Source organism: Streptosporangium sp. NPDC049078 (genome assembly GCF_040648855.1).
Taxonomy (GTDB): domain Bacteria; phylum Actinomycetota; class Actinomycetes; order Streptosporangiales; family Streptosporangiaceae; genus Streptosporangium.
In genome coordinates this window covers 206413-221909 of the sequence record NZ_JBEZEL010000002.1, presented here as the reverse complement: position 1 = coordinate 221909, position 15497 = coordinate 206413, and the positions used below count along the sequence as shown (strand labels likewise).

General features: G+C 68.6%; 22 protein-coding genes. 8 read left to right on the top strand and 14 right to left on the bottom strand.

What is annotated here, in order from left to right; translation table 11 throughout:
* Nucleotides 1–52: 52 nt before the first annotated feature.
* From AB0B90_RS03895 to AB0B90_RS03835, 13 genes are all read right to left on the bottom strand, one after another.
* Entirely contained in the window at nucleotides 53–385 is a 333-nt protein-coding gene (locus AB0B90_RS03895) for a hypothetical protein (RefSeq protein WP_362920660.1), read from the bottom strand.
* Entirely contained in the window at nucleotides 382–660 is a 279-nt protein-coding gene (locus tag AB0B90_RS03890; RefSeq protein ID WP_362920658.1) for a hypothetical protein, read from the bottom strand. Before AB0B90_RS03890 ends, AB0B90_RS03895 begins: the two co-directional genes overlap by 4 nt.
* Nucleotides 653–1702, bottom strand: coding sequence for a DUF2303 family protein (locus AB0B90_RS03885; protein WP_362920656.1), 1050 nt, complete (start codon nucleotides 1700–1702; stop codon nucleotides 653–655). Before AB0B90_RS03885 ends, AB0B90_RS03890 begins: the two co-directional genes overlap by 8 nt.
* Nucleotides 1699–2073 (bottom strand): hypothetical protein, encoded by a 375-nt coding sequence (locus AB0B90_RS03880; protein ID WP_362920654.1) that lies wholly within the window; start codon nucleotides 2071–2073, stop codon nucleotides 1699–1701. Before AB0B90_RS03880 ends, AB0B90_RS03885 begins: the two co-directional genes overlap by 4 nt.
* On the bottom strand, nucleotides 2070–2411 hold the full coding sequence (locus AB0B90_RS03875; protein WP_362920652.1) for a hypothetical protein: 342 nt from the start codon (nucleotides 2409–2411) through the stop codon (nucleotides 2070–2072). Before AB0B90_RS03875 ends, AB0B90_RS03880 begins: the two co-directional genes overlap by 4 nt.
* A complete protein-coding gene (locus AB0B90_RS03870) occupies nucleotides 2404–3081 on the bottom strand; it encodes a hypothetical protein (RefSeq protein ID WP_362920650.1) in 678 nt (225 codons plus the stop codon). Before AB0B90_RS03870 ends, AB0B90_RS03875 begins: the two co-directional genes overlap by 8 nt.
* Nucleotides 3078–3362: a hypothetical protein gene (locus AB0B90_RS03865; RefSeq protein ID WP_362920648.1), complete on the bottom strand. Its 285-nt coding sequence runs from the start codon at nucleotides 3360–3362 to the stop codon at nucleotides 3078–3080. The genes AB0B90_RS03870 and AB0B90_RS03865 overlap by 4 nt, the downstream gene beginning before the upstream one ends.
* Nucleotides 3363–3502: 140 nt before the next feature.
* Nucleotides 3503–3736: a hypothetical protein gene (locus tag AB0B90_RS03860; RefSeq protein WP_362920646.1), complete on the bottom strand. Its 234-nt coding sequence runs from the start codon at nucleotides 3734–3736 to the stop codon at nucleotides 3503–3505.
* Nucleotides 3733–4113 carry a hypothetical protein gene (locus tag AB0B90_RS03855; RefSeq protein WP_362920644.1) on the bottom strand — a complete coding sequence of 127 codons (381 nt, stop codon included), beginning with the start codon at nucleotides 4111–4113 and terminating at the stop codon, nucleotides 3733–3735. Before AB0B90_RS03855 ends, AB0B90_RS03860 begins: the two co-directional genes overlap by 4 nt.
* Nucleotides 4113–4352: a hypothetical protein gene (locus tag AB0B90_RS03850; RefSeq protein ID WP_362920642.1), complete on the bottom strand. Its 240-nt coding sequence runs from the start codon at nucleotides 4350–4352 to the stop codon at nucleotides 4113–4115. The genes AB0B90_RS03855 and AB0B90_RS03850 overlap by 1 nt, the downstream gene beginning before the upstream one ends.
* Nucleotides 4349–4747: a hypothetical protein gene (locus AB0B90_RS03845; RefSeq protein ID WP_362920640.1), complete on the bottom strand. Its 399-nt coding sequence runs from the start codon at nucleotides 4745–4747 to the stop codon at nucleotides 4349–4351. Before AB0B90_RS03845 ends, AB0B90_RS03850 begins: the two co-directional genes overlap by 4 nt.
* A gap of 87 nt (nucleotides 4748–4834) precedes the next feature.
* Nucleotides 4835–5131: a hypothetical protein gene (locus tag AB0B90_RS03840; RefSeq protein WP_362920637.1), complete on the bottom strand. Its 297-nt coding sequence runs from the start codon at nucleotides 5129–5131 to the stop codon at nucleotides 4835–4837.
* Nucleotides 5131–5337 (bottom strand): helix-turn-helix domain-containing protein, encoded by a 207-nt coding sequence (locus AB0B90_RS03835; protein WP_362920635.1) that lies wholly within the window; start codon nucleotides 5335–5337, stop codon nucleotides 5131–5133. The genes AB0B90_RS03840 and AB0B90_RS03835 overlap by 1 nt, the downstream gene beginning before the upstream one ends.
* 165 nt (nucleotides 5338–5502) lie before the next feature.
* Here AB0B90_RS03835 and AB0B90_RS03830 point away from each other — a divergent pair, with 165 nt between their 5' ends.
* Nucleotides 5503–6042 carry a helix-turn-helix transcriptional regulator gene (locus tag AB0B90_RS03830; RefSeq protein WP_362920633.1) on the top strand — a complete coding sequence of 180 codons (540 nt, stop codon included), beginning with the start codon at nucleotides 5503–5505 and terminating at the stop codon, nucleotides 6040–6042.
* Nucleotides 6043–6552: 510 nt separating this feature from the next.
* Here AB0B90_RS03830 and AB0B90_RS03825 read toward each other — a convergent pair.
* Nucleotides 6553–7545, bottom strand: a complete 993-nt coding sequence (locus AB0B90_RS03825) for a tyrosine-type recombinase/integrase (protein WP_362920631.1) — start codon at nucleotides 7543–7545, stop codon at nucleotides 6553–6555.
* A gap of 296 nt (nucleotides 7546–7841) precedes the next feature.
* On the opposite strand from AB0B90_RS03825, the gene urtA reads away from it, so the two are divergent.
* The 7 genes from urtA to AB0B90_RS03790 all read left to right on the top strand — a co-directional run bounded on the left by urtA (nucleotide 7842) and on the right by AB0B90_RS03790 (nucleotide 15423).
* A complete protein-coding gene (gene urtA / locus AB0B90_RS03820; RefSeq protein WP_350944843.1) occupies nucleotides 7842–9029 on the top strand; it encodes an urea ABC transporter substrate-binding protein in 1188 nt (395 codons plus the stop codon).
* 116 nt (nucleotides 9030–9145) lie between these two features.
* Nucleotides 9146–10012, top strand: a complete 867-nt coding sequence (urtB, locus tag AB0B90_RS03815; RefSeq protein WP_350944542.1) for an urea ABC transporter permease subunit UrtB — start codon at nucleotides 9146–9148, stop codon at nucleotides 10010–10012.
* On the top strand, nucleotides 10009–11115 hold the full coding sequence (urtC, locus tag AB0B90_RS03810; RefSeq protein ID WP_362920629.1) for an urea ABC transporter permease subunit UrtC: 1107 nt from the start codon (nucleotides 10009–10011) through the stop codon (nucleotides 11113–11115). Before urtB ends, urtC begins: the two co-directional genes overlap by 4 nt.
* A gap of 5 nt (nucleotides 11116–11120) precedes the next feature.
* The gene (urtD, locus tag AB0B90_RS03805) at nucleotides 11121–11870 is read left to right on the top strand and encodes an urea ABC transporter ATP-binding protein UrtD (protein ID WP_350944841.1); all 750 of its coding nucleotides are present in this window, start codon (nucleotides 11121–11123) and stop codon (nucleotides 11868–11870) included.
* On the top strand, nucleotides 11848–12537 hold the full coding sequence (gene urtE, locus AB0B90_RS03800; RefSeq protein ID WP_350944538.1) for an urea ABC transporter ATP-binding subunit UrtE: 690 nt from the start codon (nucleotides 11848–11850) through the stop codon (nucleotides 12535–12537). The genes urtD and urtE overlap by 23 nt, the downstream gene beginning before the upstream one ends.
* 127 nt (nucleotides 12538–12664) lie before the next feature.
* Nucleotides 12665–14284, top strand: a complete 1620-nt coding sequence (locus tag AB0B90_RS03795; RefSeq protein WP_362920627.1) for a transporter substrate-binding domain-containing protein — start codon at nucleotides 12665–12667, stop codon at nucleotides 14282–14284.
* Nucleotides 14281–15423 carry a hypothetical protein gene (locus tag AB0B90_RS03790; protein ID WP_350944535.1) on the top strand — a complete coding sequence of 381 codons (1143 nt, stop codon included), beginning with the start codon at nucleotides 14281–14283 and terminating at the stop codon, nucleotides 15421–15423. Before AB0B90_RS03795 ends, AB0B90_RS03790 begins: the two co-directional genes overlap by 4 nt.
* The last annotated feature ends 74 nt before the right edge of the window (nucleotides 15424–15497 follow it).

Sequence of the window (15497 nt, the reverse complement as noted above, 5' to 3'; positions counted from 1 at the left end):
TGAAGCAGCGTGATGCATGAAGGAATCTCAGAGAAAACGGTGTAGTCGCAGGTCAGACCGGAACGTCGCGCCTCATGTTGGCGCGCTGCAGCATGTCGAGACGCGCCTCCAACGCGGCTGACCGCTCCCTTTCCTGGCGCAATTCGGCGCGCAGGCCCGCGTCGGTCGTCGGCATCGGGGCGGGGGCCGGCCTCTTCTTCTCGGCGGCGAGGGTGCGCCACGCGTTGTCGCGCTCCCGCTCGGCCTGGGCGAGCTGCTGGGTGAGCAGGTCGCGTTCGTCGGCCAGGTCCGCGCACTCCTCCCTGGTCTCCTCCAGCTCGTCAGTGAGCATGGCGACGCGGAGCCACAGCGTTCTCTTCGTGCGGAAGTAGTCGAGGATCCTCACAGCTGCTCCGTCCTACGCTCCGAGGCATCAGCGAGGCTCTGCTGAATGGCGTCCCAGATGTGACCGCACCCCGCGGACCGGTCACCGAGGTAGTTCACAATGTCCGTCAGGAGCTGCTCGTGCACGACCACGTGCTGACGCTCGGCGAGGAACGTCAGGAACTCGTGAGGGTGGGCGTTCGACGAGGTGAGTCCGTGCATGCGGTGGTTCAGCTCGTCGAGGGTGTCGGACACGGCCCGTTCGAGGTCGGGCAACTCGTCGCGGCGGTTACTCATGGGTGGCTTCTACTTTCGTTCCGGGCTCGCCGAGCACGCGGGTGATGAAGTCGGCGACCCCGTGGCAGGTGTCCCACGTGTCGACGGTGACCCGGCCCCCGAACCGCTGCGTGACCGTGATCGTCGCGCTACGGGGGAGCGGAGCCGGGTGGGGGAGACCCCCGCCACCGTGAAGGCCGGCGGAGGTCGTGGTGCCGTTCGTCACGCCGGGGTGCCTCGCATCACGGTGATGCTCAGCTCGTCCTGCAGCTTGCCGACGACGGTCTTCACCGCGTCCTTGATGACCTCGTCGGCGTTGTCGAGGATGTAGCCCATGTAGAGGGCGCCGCCGTTCTGGATCCGGTACCGGAACCGGGCGTTGCCACGCGTCGTCAACGCGATCGCCGACGTGCTCGGCATCCCCCAGTCGGAAGCCGCTCGGCACCTCGATCTGCCCCTTGGCCCCGGAGCCCGCCGACGTCTCCTCCTCGAAGGTGAGGCGCCGGTCACCGTTGGACAAGACGATCGCCGAGTTGAAGGTGACCTTCTTCTGCGTCTGGAAGTGCTGGACGAGCTCCAGCATCTCCGCCGCGCTCGGGCGCCGGATGTCGGCGCGGTTGTCGTCGATGAAGTCGGCGAACTCGGCCTGCCGGATGAGTTCGCGGTTCTTGCCGGTCCACCGCTGCCAGGCGTCGGTGTGGGCGAGGATGAGGAGGAGGCGGTGCTCCCCCCACCGGGCCGAGTCGTCGCGGGTCTCGTCGGTGTCGGTCTCCTGGTGCGCGTCGAGCACCGCCGTGACCATCCCGGCCTGAATGTTGACGTACACCTCGGAGTCGGGGTCGGCGTGCTTCTTGTAGTACTGCGCGAACGACGCGATGTCCTCGACGCGGACGACGCCCTTCTTCCGGCGGGGCCGCTCGAGGTGCTTGTCGAGCAGGTCGATGGTGGTGACGTGGTCGTTGTGCTTGAAGGCGTAGAAGTTGCCGGGCTCCAGCGTCTCGCTGAGGGCGGAGGTGGCCAGCAGATCGCCGAGGGCGTCGTTTTCGGTGCGGGTGGTGGTCACTGGGCGAGGTCCTTCGGAGTGTTGGAGGTGGTGGGGGTCTCGACCCGGCGCAGGCCGGGCAGGGCGAGCTGACGGGGGTCGTCGCGCAGCAGGTTGCCGTCGTTGTCGGCGAAGAAGATGGCGGCCTTGGGCGCCTCCTTCGGCGCCTTCAGGGTGACCTCGGCGCTGACGGCGAGGGCGTCGGGGTTGTTCTTCATCGGCTCCACGCAGATGGTCAGCGTGAGGGTGCCCTTCTTGCCGTGCTCGCGCACCGCCGCGACGAGCTCCTGCATGGAGACGGCCGCGGCGTCCGAGATCTGGCCGTTGCGGATGTCCTGGAGGACCGCGGCGAACGGCCGCACCTGCCCGGACTCGGGGGTCTGATCGGTCACGCTGATTGCCTTTCTGTGATGGATTCGGCTGCCGCCAACTGCCGCTCTTTCGCAGCTTTCGCGTACCGCTGAACCTGCCGGGCCGACAGACCCAGCTCGAAGCGGATCCGCGCCGGGGAGAGACCGCGGGTGTCGAGGGCGATGTACCGGTCCAGGGTCTTCTCGCCGAGGCGGCCGGTCGGGGACCAGCCAGGGCTGGCGGGCTTCGGAATGGGGAACCGGTGGAGGGTGCCAGCGCGCTGGTGGCGGGTGTAGCAGCTGATGATGAGGCCGCGCCCCATGTGCTTGCCGGGCTTCTTGCAGCACCGGCAGCGGATGTCGACGGTGTGCCTACCCATAGGGGATCACCTCCGTAAGGGGGGCGAGTTCGACGATGAGCAGGGCGAGTTGGCCGTCGGGGATGACGGCGCCGAGGCGCATGTCGGGGCCGATGAGGTGGGTGTCGTCGTCGTCGGGCAGCACCCCTGCGTCCACCAGGCCGTCAATCACGGCTTTGAAGGACGGGTAGAGGTTGCCGACGTCGCGCCGTCTGCGGTCGGGTGGGCTGTAGAGGCCGTAGATGTGCGCGCGCAGCATGGCCGGCACCCGGGCGTCCTCGGCGGCCTTCTTTCCGGCGGCGCGGAGGGCCGCAGTGATGCGAGCCTTGGGCGCGTGGTGCAGCCGGTTGTTCGCGTTCAGCAGTTTCGTGCCGGGGGTGAGGTGGAGGGCCCAGGAGCGGGGGATGACCCGGGCGACAGCCAGGGCTCGTGCGGCGGTCGGGCAGTCGGTCCAGTCCACGGTGACGTACTCGCGAGCGGCCGACTCCAGCCAGGCTGCGAGCGGCTCGGCCAGGACCGGGGAGGCGAGAGCGATCCACTCGGAGTCACGGGCGCCGTTGAGGGTCACCGCGATGGGCCCCGTCTCGGCGTCGAGACGGCCGGAGTAGGAGCGCCACGGGCCGTCCGTCGCCGCCTTCCCGGCCTCGCGCACCCGGGCGGCGGCGGCGCGCAGCTCCTCGACGGGCGTCACCGGGTCGCCCTCCGTTCCTGGCCGATGCCCCAGAAGATGAGGCCGAGCGCGGCGGCCGCGGCGAGCCAGAGGGCGCCGAGGAGGAGCCACGCCCCGGGGTCGACGGGCCACACCGTCACGGTTCCACTGGTGAGGAGGAACCAGGTGGCGGCGAACGCTGCGAGGGCGGAGCATGCGGCGGCGGTGGTGGCGTGGATCCACCGGCGGCTGTTCGCGGCGGTGATGGCGAGGCCGGATCCGGTGAGCGCGATGCTGGCGCAGAGGATGGCGGCCCCGATCACGACGCACCCCGCTTCCTGGCGACGTGGAAGCGGGCCAGGATGGCGCGAGCGGCGGCGCGGAGGTTGAAGTTCGTCATCGTTGAGCCTTCCGATCTTGTCTTTTCCAGAGGCCCGCTCAGAGAGAGCGGGCCAGGAGGAGGTCAGTGGGGTTGGGCGGAGCAGGCGATGGTGCCGTCGTGGACCTCGCCGCAGCCGAAGCAGCGGTCGTCGTAGTGGATGGCCTCGCCGTGGTCTCCGCCGCACTCCATGCAGGCGTCGAGGTGAGCGTTGACGCTCGCGTCGTGGCGGGCGCAGCCGCAGTCGTCGGGCTCGGTGCCGTGGCATTTGCCGGTGGCGCAGTCGCCGCAGGTTCCGTCGAGGTCGGGGGTGGTCATCCGGGCTGCCCTCCCGGCTGCTCGTCACTGGCCGGGGCCGCCGGGGTGTAGGGCTCGAAGGTGCCGCGCCACACGGAGCCGAACGGCAGGGTGGGCGTCGGCGCCGGGGTGTCGGGGACGCAGGCGTTCGGCCCGTGGAGCGTTCCGGGCACCCCGGGCAGCCCGCAGAAGCACGGCGCGGGCGGCTGCTCGGCGACCAGCTCGCCGCCGGACTCGACCGGGGCCTCGCCGGGCGTGGTCTCCGCGTAGGACAGCAGCCGGGACCACTCGGCGGAGGAGGCGCGCGCCTCCTCGATCTCCCGCTCCAAGCTGATCACCCGCTCCTGCGACAGGCGCAGTTCCTCGGTGATGCGGGAGATGGTGGACGTGCTGAACATCAGGCCTCCTGAGGGGTGATGTGGATAACGGGCCTCGACGGGAGCCGGTGGTAGAGGTGCGGACGACCGCCGTCGACCTCGCGGGCGAGGACCTGCACCGCCCGGCAGGAACTGCAGGGGACGGGGGAGGTGAGGATCTCGACTGCGGGCGGCAGGGAGGGGGCGCGGTTGGGGGTGAGGGGGTCGGGCGCGTCCGGGACGCGGGCGAGGGTGCCGGGGGCGAGGTCGCCGAAGATCACACCGCACCACCCTCGGGCTGCTCGACGGCCAGAGGGGCCGGGGCCGGGTAGACGCGGGTCAGCGGGCCGTAGTGCTGGTTGACGTACTGCCAGCGCCTCACCGCCCCGGCCGCGTCCTGAAGAACGATCTCCGCGTACTGGGAGTCCTTGGTGGCGAACCGGTCCGTCCCGTGACGGTCGCGCCAGATCTCCCCCGGCTTCGGCTTCCCGTCAGCGGGGACGAGGCGCTCGATGGTGACCTGGTCGAGCGGCACGGTGACGTCGTACAGGTCCCCGGTGCTCGTCTCCAGGGCGATCGTCAGCTCCGCGAGAGCGTCGTTGCCGTCGCGCTCGTAGACGATGGCGCCCTCGATGAGCACGCGGACGCGCTCATTGATCTTGTACTGTTCAGGCATGGCCTGACCTCTCTTCTGTTTTGCGATGGGTGTGAGGGGTTGGTGCCTCCCGGGCTCCCGGCCGGTGACACGGCCGGAGCCCGGGACCTACACAGCGCGCTGAAACCGCTCCGTCTCGCGGGCCACCTTCTCGGACGCCTTCTTCGCGACGCCCCGAGCCCGGATCTGCTTCATGTGCGCCCGCCGCGCGTTCACCGCGGCCGCCGCAACGTCCTGCTCCCGGACGACGCCCTCGGCACGGATTCGCGCCTCCCAGTACGACAAGGACGTCGGCGACGCCGCGCGGGCGGCCGCGGTCCGCTCGGACCGGTTCGGCGTCATCGCCCAGGAGCGGTTGGCGGCGATGCTGCGCTGCGCGGACACGGTCCGCTGGTCGGCCGCCATCAGCCGGCCACCTGCTCGTCGGCCTGAAGCTTCTGGTACGCCTCGACCGACTCGATAACGACGAGGACGCGCCCCTGCGGGGAGGCCTTCGATTTGATCGCCTTCAGCTTCCCGCTGCTGATCAGCCGGGTGACGGTCGACCGATGCCGGTTCAGGCGCCGGCAGGTCTCGGGCAGGGTCAGGTACTTCGGTGTCTTCTTCGCCATGTGGTGCCTCGCATGTCACAAAGTGATGCAACGTGATTCATGACGCTACAACGCGAGCCATGAATGACGCAAGATGAAGCACCTTTGACTAGGAATAGTTGCGTCACTTTGCTGGCCCGTCATGGCGCACCGTGCTACAACGTGAGTCATGAGCGAGGGTGCTAAATGACTGATAAGAACAGGCCTCCCGGCTACCCGTTTTGGGTCAGGGCCGAGGTCGCCCGCAACGCGGCAGGGATGTCCAAAACAGACCTGGCGAAGGGGGCCGGCATCGCCCGGCGGACGTATGACCGCCTCGAATGGCAGAAGAATCGGGCGTTGCCACGCGTCGTCAACGCGATCGCCGACGTGCTCGGCATCCCCCAGTCGGAAGCCGCTCGGCTGGCCGGACTGGTCCCTGCTGCGGCCGTCGTGGAGGAGACCGCAACAGGAGGCGTGCTGCCTGATCCGGAAGACGTGTCTGTCTTCGAGGAGCGCCTGGAGCAGATCCTGGCGCGGATCCCCGAGCGGCGGCGGCAGCAGCTGGCGCAGATCCGTGACGATGAGCGGGCGCGGTACGAGCAGCGTGTGGCGCGGGTGCGGGCTGATTATGAGCGTTCTGTCGCGCAGTTGGAGAAGCTGGCTCGTCTGGATGTGCGGGCGGCGCGGGGGGAGGGGGAGGGGGACGAGGACGACAGCCCTCACATATCCAAACAGCGACAGTGACGCTACGTAGCGTTATTGTCGCGCTTTTGTGTACGGTGAGTTATTCCGCCAAAAAAGCGCCGTAAATACTCGCCTGGGTGTTGTCTGGACCGGACCAATACTGCAATGTTGAACGACACTAGTACGGCTGTTCGAGACGCCATGCCCATAGCAACCCAGGGGGGCTCAATGATGCGCCTTGCCAAACCCGGAATCTACACCTTATGGATAATTAACATCGCGTACGGAATTGCACATTATGTATGGTCCGAAATGGGGAGTTTCGATGTCGCTCACCGACTCCTCCTCACCATCACTGGCGTCCTGACGGTGGCCTACCTCTTCCGGTTCCGCACCGACGAATACCACCTCGGCTACCACCACGGCCGAGGTGACAGCGATCGGGACCGCCGAAACTAACCCCTCCCCTCAGCCCCCGCTCGCGAGTGGATGCGCGAGCGCGGCCCCACCCCTGATCCCCGCCGGGACTGCGCCAGGTGAACGCAGCCCCGCAGCGGGGATTCATCGTCTTCAGAACCGGTCTCCGAGCCGCAACCGCGCATGCTCCTCCCGCGCCCGCTGCTGCGCCAGCTCCTCGCTGTAGTGATGCAGCATCGCCTCGCTACGCCAGCCGGCCACCGACATCGCCCCCCGCGCAGACCCACCCTCGGCCAGAAACTCGTGCGCGAACCTGGCCCGGAACCGGTGCGGTCGCAGATCCGCCACCCCGGCCTGCTTCCCGCGGCGCCGCATCATCACCCGAATCCCCTCCGGCGTCAGATGGCCGCTGGCTCGCCCTCGCTGTCCCAGCCACAGCCATGGCGAGTCGGCGAGCGGGTGAGAGCGGCGGACGCGTAGGTACCGATCCAGAGCAGCCGCGGTCCGATCGCCGAACGGGGCGAGGTGCTCGTTGCCGCCCTTCAACCGGATAAGCAGCGTCTTGGCTTTCAGGTCGAGGTCGGCGAGGAGCGCCCCCGAGGCGCCACTGACCCTGACCCCGCAGTCGTTGAACAGCCGGAACAGCGCCAGGTCCCGGCGCTCAGCGAACCCCGGCCCTTTGCACGCGTCATAGACGGCCTGGAGCTGGGCGTCGGTCAGGTACTTCGTGCGCTTGGAGTGCTTCTTCGGCTTGTCCTTGGCCAGCACGGGGGAGGGGGTTGAGCGCTCCTCCTCCTCGACGAGCCACTGCCAGAAGACGCCCAGGTTCGCGTGATGGCAGGCGGCCGACGAGGCGGTGGTGCGCTCCCGCTCGGCGACCAGGAACGCCCGGATGTGCTCCGGCTCGACGCGCTCGGCGTCGGTCGGCATCCCCTGCTCGGTGAGGAATGCGATGAGGTAGCGGGCGCTGCGCAGGTAGGCGCGGATCGTCTCGTCCGCCTTGTTGGCCGCCTGAAGGTTCAGGAGCCAGGAGTCGATGAGGCTGTCGAGTTCGGCGCCCGGCGGCGTGTTGACTGTGGGCCGTTTCTTCTTACGGCGGCCACTGGGCGGGCGGGGGGTGAAGGCGATGATGTCGGCGTCGGGCATGAGGGGACCTCCCGTTTGACGCGTTTTTGCATACCGGTGGGGGAGCCGATTATCAGCAGTGACGACAGTGTTCAAAGCTGTCCGACCAGCTCAGGCATGTAAAACGGCAGGTCAGGGCGTTGTTCATGTCGTCGGTTAGCCCCCGGTAAAGCGCAATTAACAACTGCGAACTAGTCGGGAAACCTCACTCAGTCACCTTGACGGCAGATAGCTCGGTGCGGGGGCCGTACCGGCAAGGAGGAAAGTCATTGAGGAACACAGTGTGGCGCTCCGGAGTCGTCGCCGTGGCGCTGGCCATGGCACTGACCGCATGTGGAGGCGAAGCCCCTGCGGACAAGAACGCGGCCAGTGCCGGTGGCGGTGAGGACGGCATCAAGGTCGGCATCCTGCACTCGCTCAGCGGGACCATGGCCATCAGCGAGGTGACCGTGCGGGACTCCGAGCTGCTCGCGATCGAGGAGATCAACGCCGCCGGAGGCGTACTCGGCAAGAAGCTGATCCCCGTCGTGGAGGACGGCGCGTCCGACTGGCCGACCTTCGCGGAGAAGGCCACCAAGCTCATCCGCCAGGACAAGGTCGCCACCACCTTCGGTGGATGGACCTCCGCCAGTCGCAAGGCGATGCTGCCGGTGTTCGAGCGGAGCAAGGCCCTGCTGTGGTACCCGGTCCAGTACGAGGGCCTGGAGAGCTCGCCCTACATCTTCTACACCGGCGCCACCACCAACCAGCAGATCATCCCTGGCCTGGACTACCTCAAGGAACAGGGCAAGAAGAAGATATTCCTGGTCGGCAGCGACTACGTCTTCCCCCGCACCGCCAACAAGATCATCAAGGCGTACGCGGCGGCGAACGGGATGGAGATCCTCGGCGAGGAGTACACCCCCCTCGGCCACACCGAGTACAGCACGCTGACCAACAAGGTCGTCCAGGCCAAGCCGGACGCGGTCTTCAACACCCTCAACGGTGACAGCAACGTCGCCTTCTTCAAGCAGCTCAACAGCGCGGGGGTCACCGCCGAGAAGATGCCCGTCCTGTCGGTGAGCGTCGCCGAGGAGGAGGTCAAGGGCATCGGCGTCGACAACATCGCCGGCCACCCCGTCGCCTGGAACTACTACCAGACCACGGAGAACCCGGCGAACGAGAAGTTCGTCGCCGCGTTCAAGGCCAAGTACGGCGCCGACAAGGTGACCTCCGACCCGATGGAGGCCGGATACAACGCCGTCTACCTCTGGGCCGAGGCCGCCAAGAAGGCCGGAACCGTCGAGGTCGAAGCCGTCAAGAAGGCCGCCGGGGGCATCGCCCTGGAGCGCCCCGAGGGCCTGGTCACCATCGACGGCGAGAACCAGCACATGTACAAGACGGCGAGGATCGGAGTGATCCAGCCCGACGGCCTCATCAAGGAGGTCTGGAACTCCGGCGAACCGATCAAGCCCGACCCCTACCTCAAGGGCTACCCCTGGGCGAGCGGCCTGGCCAACGGCTGACCCCCTCTCAGACCGGCTCCGGACCGGGCCGTGACCAGATCACGGGCAGCACCGTGGCGCACCCACAATGCGGCACGGCCCGCTCCGGAGCCAGACACTCCTAGGAAGGGGATTCGGTGGAGGCCTTCCTCAACCAGCTCCCGATCGGCCTGTCCATCGGCGCCGTACTGCTCCTCATCGCCCTCGGCCTGACGTTCACGTTCGGCCAGATGGGCGTGATCAACATGGCCCACGGCGAGTTCATCATGGCGGGCGCGTACACCGCCTACCTGCTCCAGGACCTCACCGGCCGGATGGCCGTGATCGTCGCCCTGCCCGTCGCCTTCCTGGTCGCCGGGCTGATGGGGCTCATCCTCGAACGGACCGCGATCCGCCACTTCTACGGCCGCCCGCTCGACACCCTGCTGCTCACCTGGGGCGTGAGCCTCGTGCTGCAGCAGCTCGCCCGCGACCTGTTCGGGGCGCCCAACGTGCAGGTACAGGCACCCACCTGGCTGCAGGGCGGCATCGCGTCCCTGCCCTACAACCGGCTCTTCATCTTCGCCCTCGCCATCGTCACCGTCGTCGGCATCTGGGCCTACATGAACCGCACCGGCCAGGGGCGGCGGATGCAGGCGGTGATGCAGAACCGCCAGCTGGCCGCGGTCAGCGGCATCAACACCGCCCACGTGGACCAGCGCACCTTCTTCATCGGCTCCGGCCTGGCCGGGGTCGCCGGAGTGGCCCTCACCCTCATCGGCCCCGTCGGACCCGCCCTCGGCACCTACTACATCGTCGACGCCTTCCTCGTGGTCGTCGCCGGAGGCCTCGGCCAGCTGCGCGGCGCCGTCATCGCCGCCGCCGGCCTCGGCCTGCTCAACTCCTACGCCGAGTTCTGGAGCGACGCCAGCCTGGCGAAGGTGATCGTGTTCGCCGCGATCATCGCCTTCCTCCAGTTCCGGCCACAGGGCCTGTTCGTACTCCGATCGAGGGCTTTGACATGAATCTCGCACGTCTCAGGGGGCCCGGGGTCTTCGCGGTGGTGGCCGTGCTCGCCCTCGTGGTCGCGCCGCTGCTGCTGGAGCCCTTCCGTCTCGGCCTGCTGGCCAAGTATCTCTGCTTCGCGATCATCGCCCTGGGCATCGGCCTGGCCTGGGGGCAGGGCGGCATGCTCACCCTGGGCCAGGGCGTGTTCTTCGGCCTCGGCGGCTATGCCATGGCGATGCACCTGAAACTGGTGGACGCCCAGGGCGACCTGCCCGACTTCATGGTGTGGAGCGGGGTCGAGCAGCTGCCCGCCCTGTGGAAACCGTTCGCGAACCCGGTGTTCGCGCTCGCCATGGTCGTCGTCGGGCCGATGGCGATCGCCACGGTGCTCGGCCTGCTGGTGTTCAGGCAGCGGGTGCGCGGCGCCTACTTCGCGATCCTCACCCAGGCGCTCGCCGCCGCGTTCGTCATCCTGCTCGTCGGCCAGCAGGGCCTGACCGGCGGCACCAACGGCCTGACCAACTTCTACGACCTGTTCGGCCAGGACCTGGCGGCCGACTCCACCCAGCGCGGGCTGTACTTCGCGGTCGCGATCGTCACGGGACTGCTCTATCTCGGTGCCCGCCAGCTGGTCAAAAGCCGCTTCGGGCGGCTGCTCGTTGCGATCAGGGACGGCGAGGACCGCGTCAGGTTCCTCGGCTACGACCCCGCCAGGATCAAGACCGTCACCTTCGCGCTCTCAGCGGGCATGGCCGGGCTCGCGGGGGCCCTGTTCGTGCCCGTGGTCGGCATCATCTCGCCCGCGCTGCTGGGCGTGGTCCCCTCCCTCGAACTCGTCGTCGCGGTCGCGGTGGGCGGCAGGTTCGCGCTGGCCGGGGCGATCCTCGGCGCGGTCGTGATGGGGTACGCCAAGACGTCCTTCAGCGAGCAGTTCGCCGACGGCTGGCTCTACCTGCAGGGCGTGCTGTTCATCCTCGTCATGACCCTGGCCCCCAAGGGGATCCTCGGCGTGGCGGCGTCGGCGCGCGACGCCTGGGCGCGCAGGTCGAGACGTCGTACGGACCCGGAACCGCCGCCCGCGGACGCCCCCGGAGTGAGAGTCATGGAGGAGGTCGGATGAGCCCGATGATCGAGGTGCGCGGGCTGTCGGTGGTCTTCGACGGCTTCCGCGCCATCGACGGCATCGACCTCACCGTCGAGAAGGGGGAGCTGCGCTTCCTGATCGGCCCCAACGGGGCGGGGAAGACCACGCTCATCGACGTCATCACCGGCCTCACCCGCCCGACCACCGGCGAGGTCGTCTTCGACGGGAAAAGCCTGGTCGGGCAGCGCGAACACAAGATCGTACGGCTCGGCGTCGGGCGGACCTTCCAGACCTCGGTGGTCTTCGAGGAGCTCACCGTCCTGGAGAACCTCGACCTGGCCGCTTCGTTCCGCAGGCCGCTCTGGTCGCTGACCCGGCGCAGGCGGGGCATCTCGGAGGCCGTCGCCGAGGCCCTGGAGACCACCGGTCTCAAAGAGCTGGCCGATCGGCCCGCGGGGGTGCTCTCCCACGGTCAGCGGCAGTGGCTGGAGATCGGCATGCTGCTCACCCAGAGTCCCAAGCTGCTCCTGCTGGACGAGCCGGTGGCCGGTATGTCCAAGGACGAGCGGGAGCGCACCGGCGAGCTTCTCACGTCCGTGGCGAACGACCACACGGTGATCGTGATCGAACATGACATGGAGTTCCTGCGCAGGTACGCCTCGCAGGTCACCGTCCTGCACGAGGGCAAGGTGCTGATCGAGGGGTCGGTCGACGAGGTTCGCGACGATCCGCGCGTGCAGGAGGTCTACATCGGAAGGAAGCGCAGCGATGCTGTCGGTACAGGAACTTGACGCCGGGTACGGCAGGGCCCGGGTGCTGTTCGGAGTCTCCCTGGAGGTGGAGCCTGGGCAGCTGATGTGCGTGATGGGCCGCAACGGGGTCGGCAAGACCACCCTGCTCAACACGGTGATGGGCGTGCTGCCCGCCACCGCGGGATCGGTCACCTTCGAGGGCCGCGACGTGACCCGGATGCCGCCGCACGAGCGGGTCCGGCTCGGCATGGCGTACGTCCCCCAGGGGCACGAGACGTTCCCGCAGCTCAGCGTGCTCGGCAATCTGCAGGTCACGCTGGAGGCCGCCAAGGGGCCGCAGGAGGCGCTGGAGGAGGCCCTGGAGACCTTCCCGCGTCTGAAGCCGCTGCTCAAACGGCGCGCCGGATTTCTGTCCGGCGGGCAGCAACAGCAGCTCGCCATCGCCCGCGCCCTCGTCACCCGTCCCAAGCTGCTCATCCTCGACGAGCCCACCGAGGGCATCCAGCCGTCGATCGTCATCGAGATCGAGGAGGCGATCGAGCGGCTGCACGCCACGGGCCTGTCGGTTCTGCTGGTCGAGCAGTATCTGGATCTGGCGCTCCGCCTCGCCGACCGTTTCCTCATCCTCGACGCCGGGCACGTCGTCCACTCGGGCGCGGCCGAGGAACTGCGCGGGGAGGGAATTCACCGTCTTCTCGCCGTCTGATCCGCAGAAAATCCGAATCGGACTTCCAATATCAAGAAGGGTCCATTTGATCACTTCTTGATGAAGAGCCTCCCGCGGCGGGTGACGACGACATAATCTGCCCAGAAAAGCGGAGTCCGGGGGTGTCATGGCGAAGGAACCTGCGGACGGGGAGACGGGCCCGGAAAAGGCTCCCTCACCTCCCGAGAAGCAGCGCCGGTCTTCCCCGGGAGAGAGTGGCGGCCTGGCCGCGGGCTCGGGGGAGACCGGCCCTCCGGCCGTCGGCGAGCGCGAGACACCGCCCGGCGGGGCGATCGGCGAGCCGGACGGCGCCAGCCCCGCCGCCCCCGGCTCGCGAGGCGACGAGGGACGCGACCGGCAGGGTCGTGATCCCGATGACCGCCACGACCGCGATCAGAGGTCTGATGACCGCCGCGAGCGTGATCAGAGGTCTGATGACCGCTATGACCGTGACCGGCGGGGTGACGATCGGTATGAGCGTGACCGGCGGGGTGGTGATCCCGATGACCGCTATGACCGGGACCGCTGGAACGATGACGGGTACGGACGCGACCGGCGCGACGGCGGGCGATATGAGCGCGGCCGGAGGTCTGACGACCGCTATGACCGGGACCGCCGGGACGATGACGGGTACGGACGCGACCGGCGCTACGACGACCGCTACGATCGCGCTCCGCGATTCGACGACGCGGACGTCAAGGGCTTCCAGCCCGGGCCGCCGACCACCCCGGCCGGAGCGCCGGGGCCGCCCCGCAGGCGCCGTTTCCGCCGTTTCCGGCTGGCCGCCTGGATCGCGCTGGTGCTCGCCGCGGTCGTGGTCGGGGTGTCCATCGCGTGGGTGAACGGGCCTCCCACCGAGGCCGAGCTGCGGGAGAAGGCGGGACTCCTCAACAAGGACAGACTGTTGATCGGGGTGAAGGAGGACACCCCCGGCATCGCCCTGCGGGAGCCGGGCGGGACCGGTTTCACCGGCTTCGACATCGACATCGCCTACATGATCGCGGCGGATCTGGGATTCCGGCCCGACCAGGTCGACTTCCTCGCCATCGAGACCGAGGACAGGGCGCGTATGCAGGCCCGCGACACGGACGGCACGTTCGTCAAGGTCGACCTCGTGGTGGCGACCTTCAGCGTGACGCCGGAACGCAGGGCCGACCCCTCCGTCGGTTTCTCCACGCCCTACCTCTACACCGAGCAGTCGGTGGTGACCAGGGCCGACTACCCCGACGACAACGTCGCCTCGCTGGGTCAGCTTGAGGGCAGGAAGGTCTGCTCACTCGGCACCTCGACCTCCCTGACCGAACTGAGGAAGGCGATCAAGACCGATCCCATCGCCGAGCTCCTGATCAGCAAGTGCGTGGACCGCCTGGCGGACGGTGTGCCGAGCGACAGGGCGGCCGAGGCGGTGACGACCGACGCGGCACTGCTGGCCGGGTTCGTCGCACAGCCGGAGAGGAAGCTGCGCCACCACGACATCGCGCTGGAGAAGACGGAGATGTGGGCGGTCAACGCGGGTTCCAACCGCGCGCTGCGCACCCTGGTCGACCTCGCGCTCTACCGCTCCTACGCCGATCCGGGCAACAAGATGTGGGAGGAGGCGTACGAGAAGCACATCCGGCCGTTGCTGGCGGCCAACCCGGGGGTGGACGTGGCGCAGGCGCAGCAGCCGTGCGCGCTTCCCCCGGACGTACGCCGCTGGCCCTGGGAGCGGACCCTCCCCGTGCGGGATTGCCCCTCCGCGCCTTGAAGCCCAACGCGCGGTTGAGGGACGCGCCGAGGAACCAGGAGTGGTTCCTCACGCTGCTGCCGGTGTTCCCGATCGTCCTGCTGGTGATGCGGCTGTGGTACGCCAGCAGGCAGGACACCCAGACGCTGCTCCTGCTCGTGCAGACCATCAGCCCGCTGGGCCTGCTGAGCGCGGTCCTGCTGACCACGGTGTGGGTGCTGCCCGTCGTCGTGGTCGGGGGCAGGCTTCTCGGCACCCTCTACTGGATCAGCACCGGCCGCTTCTCGTGGCTGGTGCACAGCGCCCAGCGGCTGCCCGGCTGGGTCGTGGTCCTCGCCGTCGCGATGGGTGTGTGCACCTGGCAGCTGCGCTTCCTGCCGACGCTCGCGATGATGTCACTCGCCCTGCTCGGGCTGACCGTGCGCGAACGGTTCCCGGATCACGAGGAGCTGCGGACGACGTTCTGCTACGCGCTGCCGGTGATCGCCGCCGTACTGTCGTACGTCATGCTGTGGCCGGCGATCGTCTCGGCGTTCACCGCGCGGGACGTGGCGACCGCGATCCTGCTCACGCTTCCCCCGGTGTTCGCGGCGCTGCTGACCGGTCCCGTGCCCGAGGCGCCGGCCAGGGTGCTGACCCACGGCATCGCGATCGGGATGGCGGTGTTCACACCGTTCCTGGTCGGCGTGGTCGTGATGAGGGCGCCGATCCTCCCGCTGATCGCCATACAGATCAGCGTGGAGAGTCCGACCGCGAAGAGGCCCGCCGAGGTGGTCGTGGGCTACATGGTCGCCAGCGACGACCAGATGACCACCGTCCTCAAGCGCGACGGTGCCGTGGAGTTCATCCAGAACGACAGGCTGCAGTCGAAGGTGCTCTGCCCCGATCCCGGTGAGGTGCCCAGGACGTGGGTGAACCTGCACGGCTGGTACGTCGAACAGAGTGTGATCTCCTGGCTCGCCCCGGCGTCGCAGCGGACTTCGGCGGACTCGCGCTGCGAGGGCCGTCCGGAGAAGGCGACCGGCCCGCTGCCACCGTCCTCCGACCGGTCCCCGGATCCGTCTCCACATCCGTCCCCGAGTGCGGAGAAGTCTCCGACCCCCGCCAGGTCTCCGACTTCCGCCGAGTCTCCGTCCGTGACCGAGCCGCGCGCCGGGTGAGTGCGGCGGAGCGGCAGGGGCGGGCGAGCGGGAGTGACGGGTCAGCTCGCGGGGCGGCCGACGCACTCCCTGTG

Bases quoted from the DNA above. Each gene is read 5' to 3' on its own strand.
- AB0B90_RS03890 (WP_362920658.1), bottom strand. From the start codon at position 660: ATGAGTAACCGCCGCGACGAGTTGCCCGACCTCGAACGGGCCGTGTCC.
- AB0B90_RS03875 (WP_362920652.1), bottom strand. From the start codon at position 2,411: ATGGGTAGGCACACCGTCGACATCCGCTGCCGGTGCTGCAAGAAGCCC.
- AB0B90_RS03860 (WP_362920646.1), bottom strand. From the start codon at position 3,736: ATGACCACCCCCGACCTCGACGGAACCTGCGGCGACTGCGCCACCGGC.
- AB0B90_RS03855 (WP_362920644.1), bottom strand. From the start codon at position 4,113: ATGTTCAGCACGTCCACCATCTCCCGCATCACCGAGGAACTGCGCCTG.
- AB0B90_RS03845 (WP_362920640.1), bottom strand. From the start codon at position 4,747: ATGCCTGAACAGTACAAGATCAATGAGCGCGTCCGCGTGCTCATCGAG.
- AB0B90_RS03840 (WP_362920637.1), bottom strand. From the start codon at position 5,131: ATGGCGGCCGACCAGCGGACCGTGTCCGCGCAGCGCAGCATCGCCGCC.
- AB0B90_RS03835 (WP_362920635.1), bottom strand. From the start codon at position 5,337: ATGGCGAAGAAGACACCGAAGTACCTGACCCTGCCCGAGACCTGCCGG.
- AB0B90_RS03830 (WP_362920633.1), top strand. From the start codon at position 5,503: ATGACTGATAAGAACAGGCCTCCCGGCTACCCGTTTTGGGTCAGGGCC.
- AB0B90_RS03825 (WP_362920631.1), bottom strand. From the start codon at position 7,545: ATGCCCGACGCCGACATCATCGCCTTCACCCCCCGCCCGCCCAGTGGC.
- urtA (WP_350944843.1), top strand. From the start codon at position 7,842: ATGGCACTGACCGCATGTGGAGGCGAAGCCCCTGCGGACAAGAACGCG.
- urtC (WP_362920629.1), top strand. From the start codon at position 10,009: ATGAATCTCGCACGTCTCAGGGGGCCCGGGGTCTTCGCGGTGGTGGCC.
- urtD (WP_350944841.1), top strand. From the start codon at position 11,121: ATGATCGAGGTGCGCGGGCTGTCGGTGGTCTTCGACGGCTTCCGCGCC.
- urtE (WP_350944538.1), top strand. From the start codon at position 11,848: ATGCTGTCGGTACAGGAACTTGACGCCGGGTACGGCAGGGCCCGGGTG.
- AB0B90_RS03795 (WP_362920627.1), top strand. From the start codon at position 12,665: ATGGCGAAGGAACCTGCGGACGGGGAGACGGGCCCGGAAAAGGCTCCC.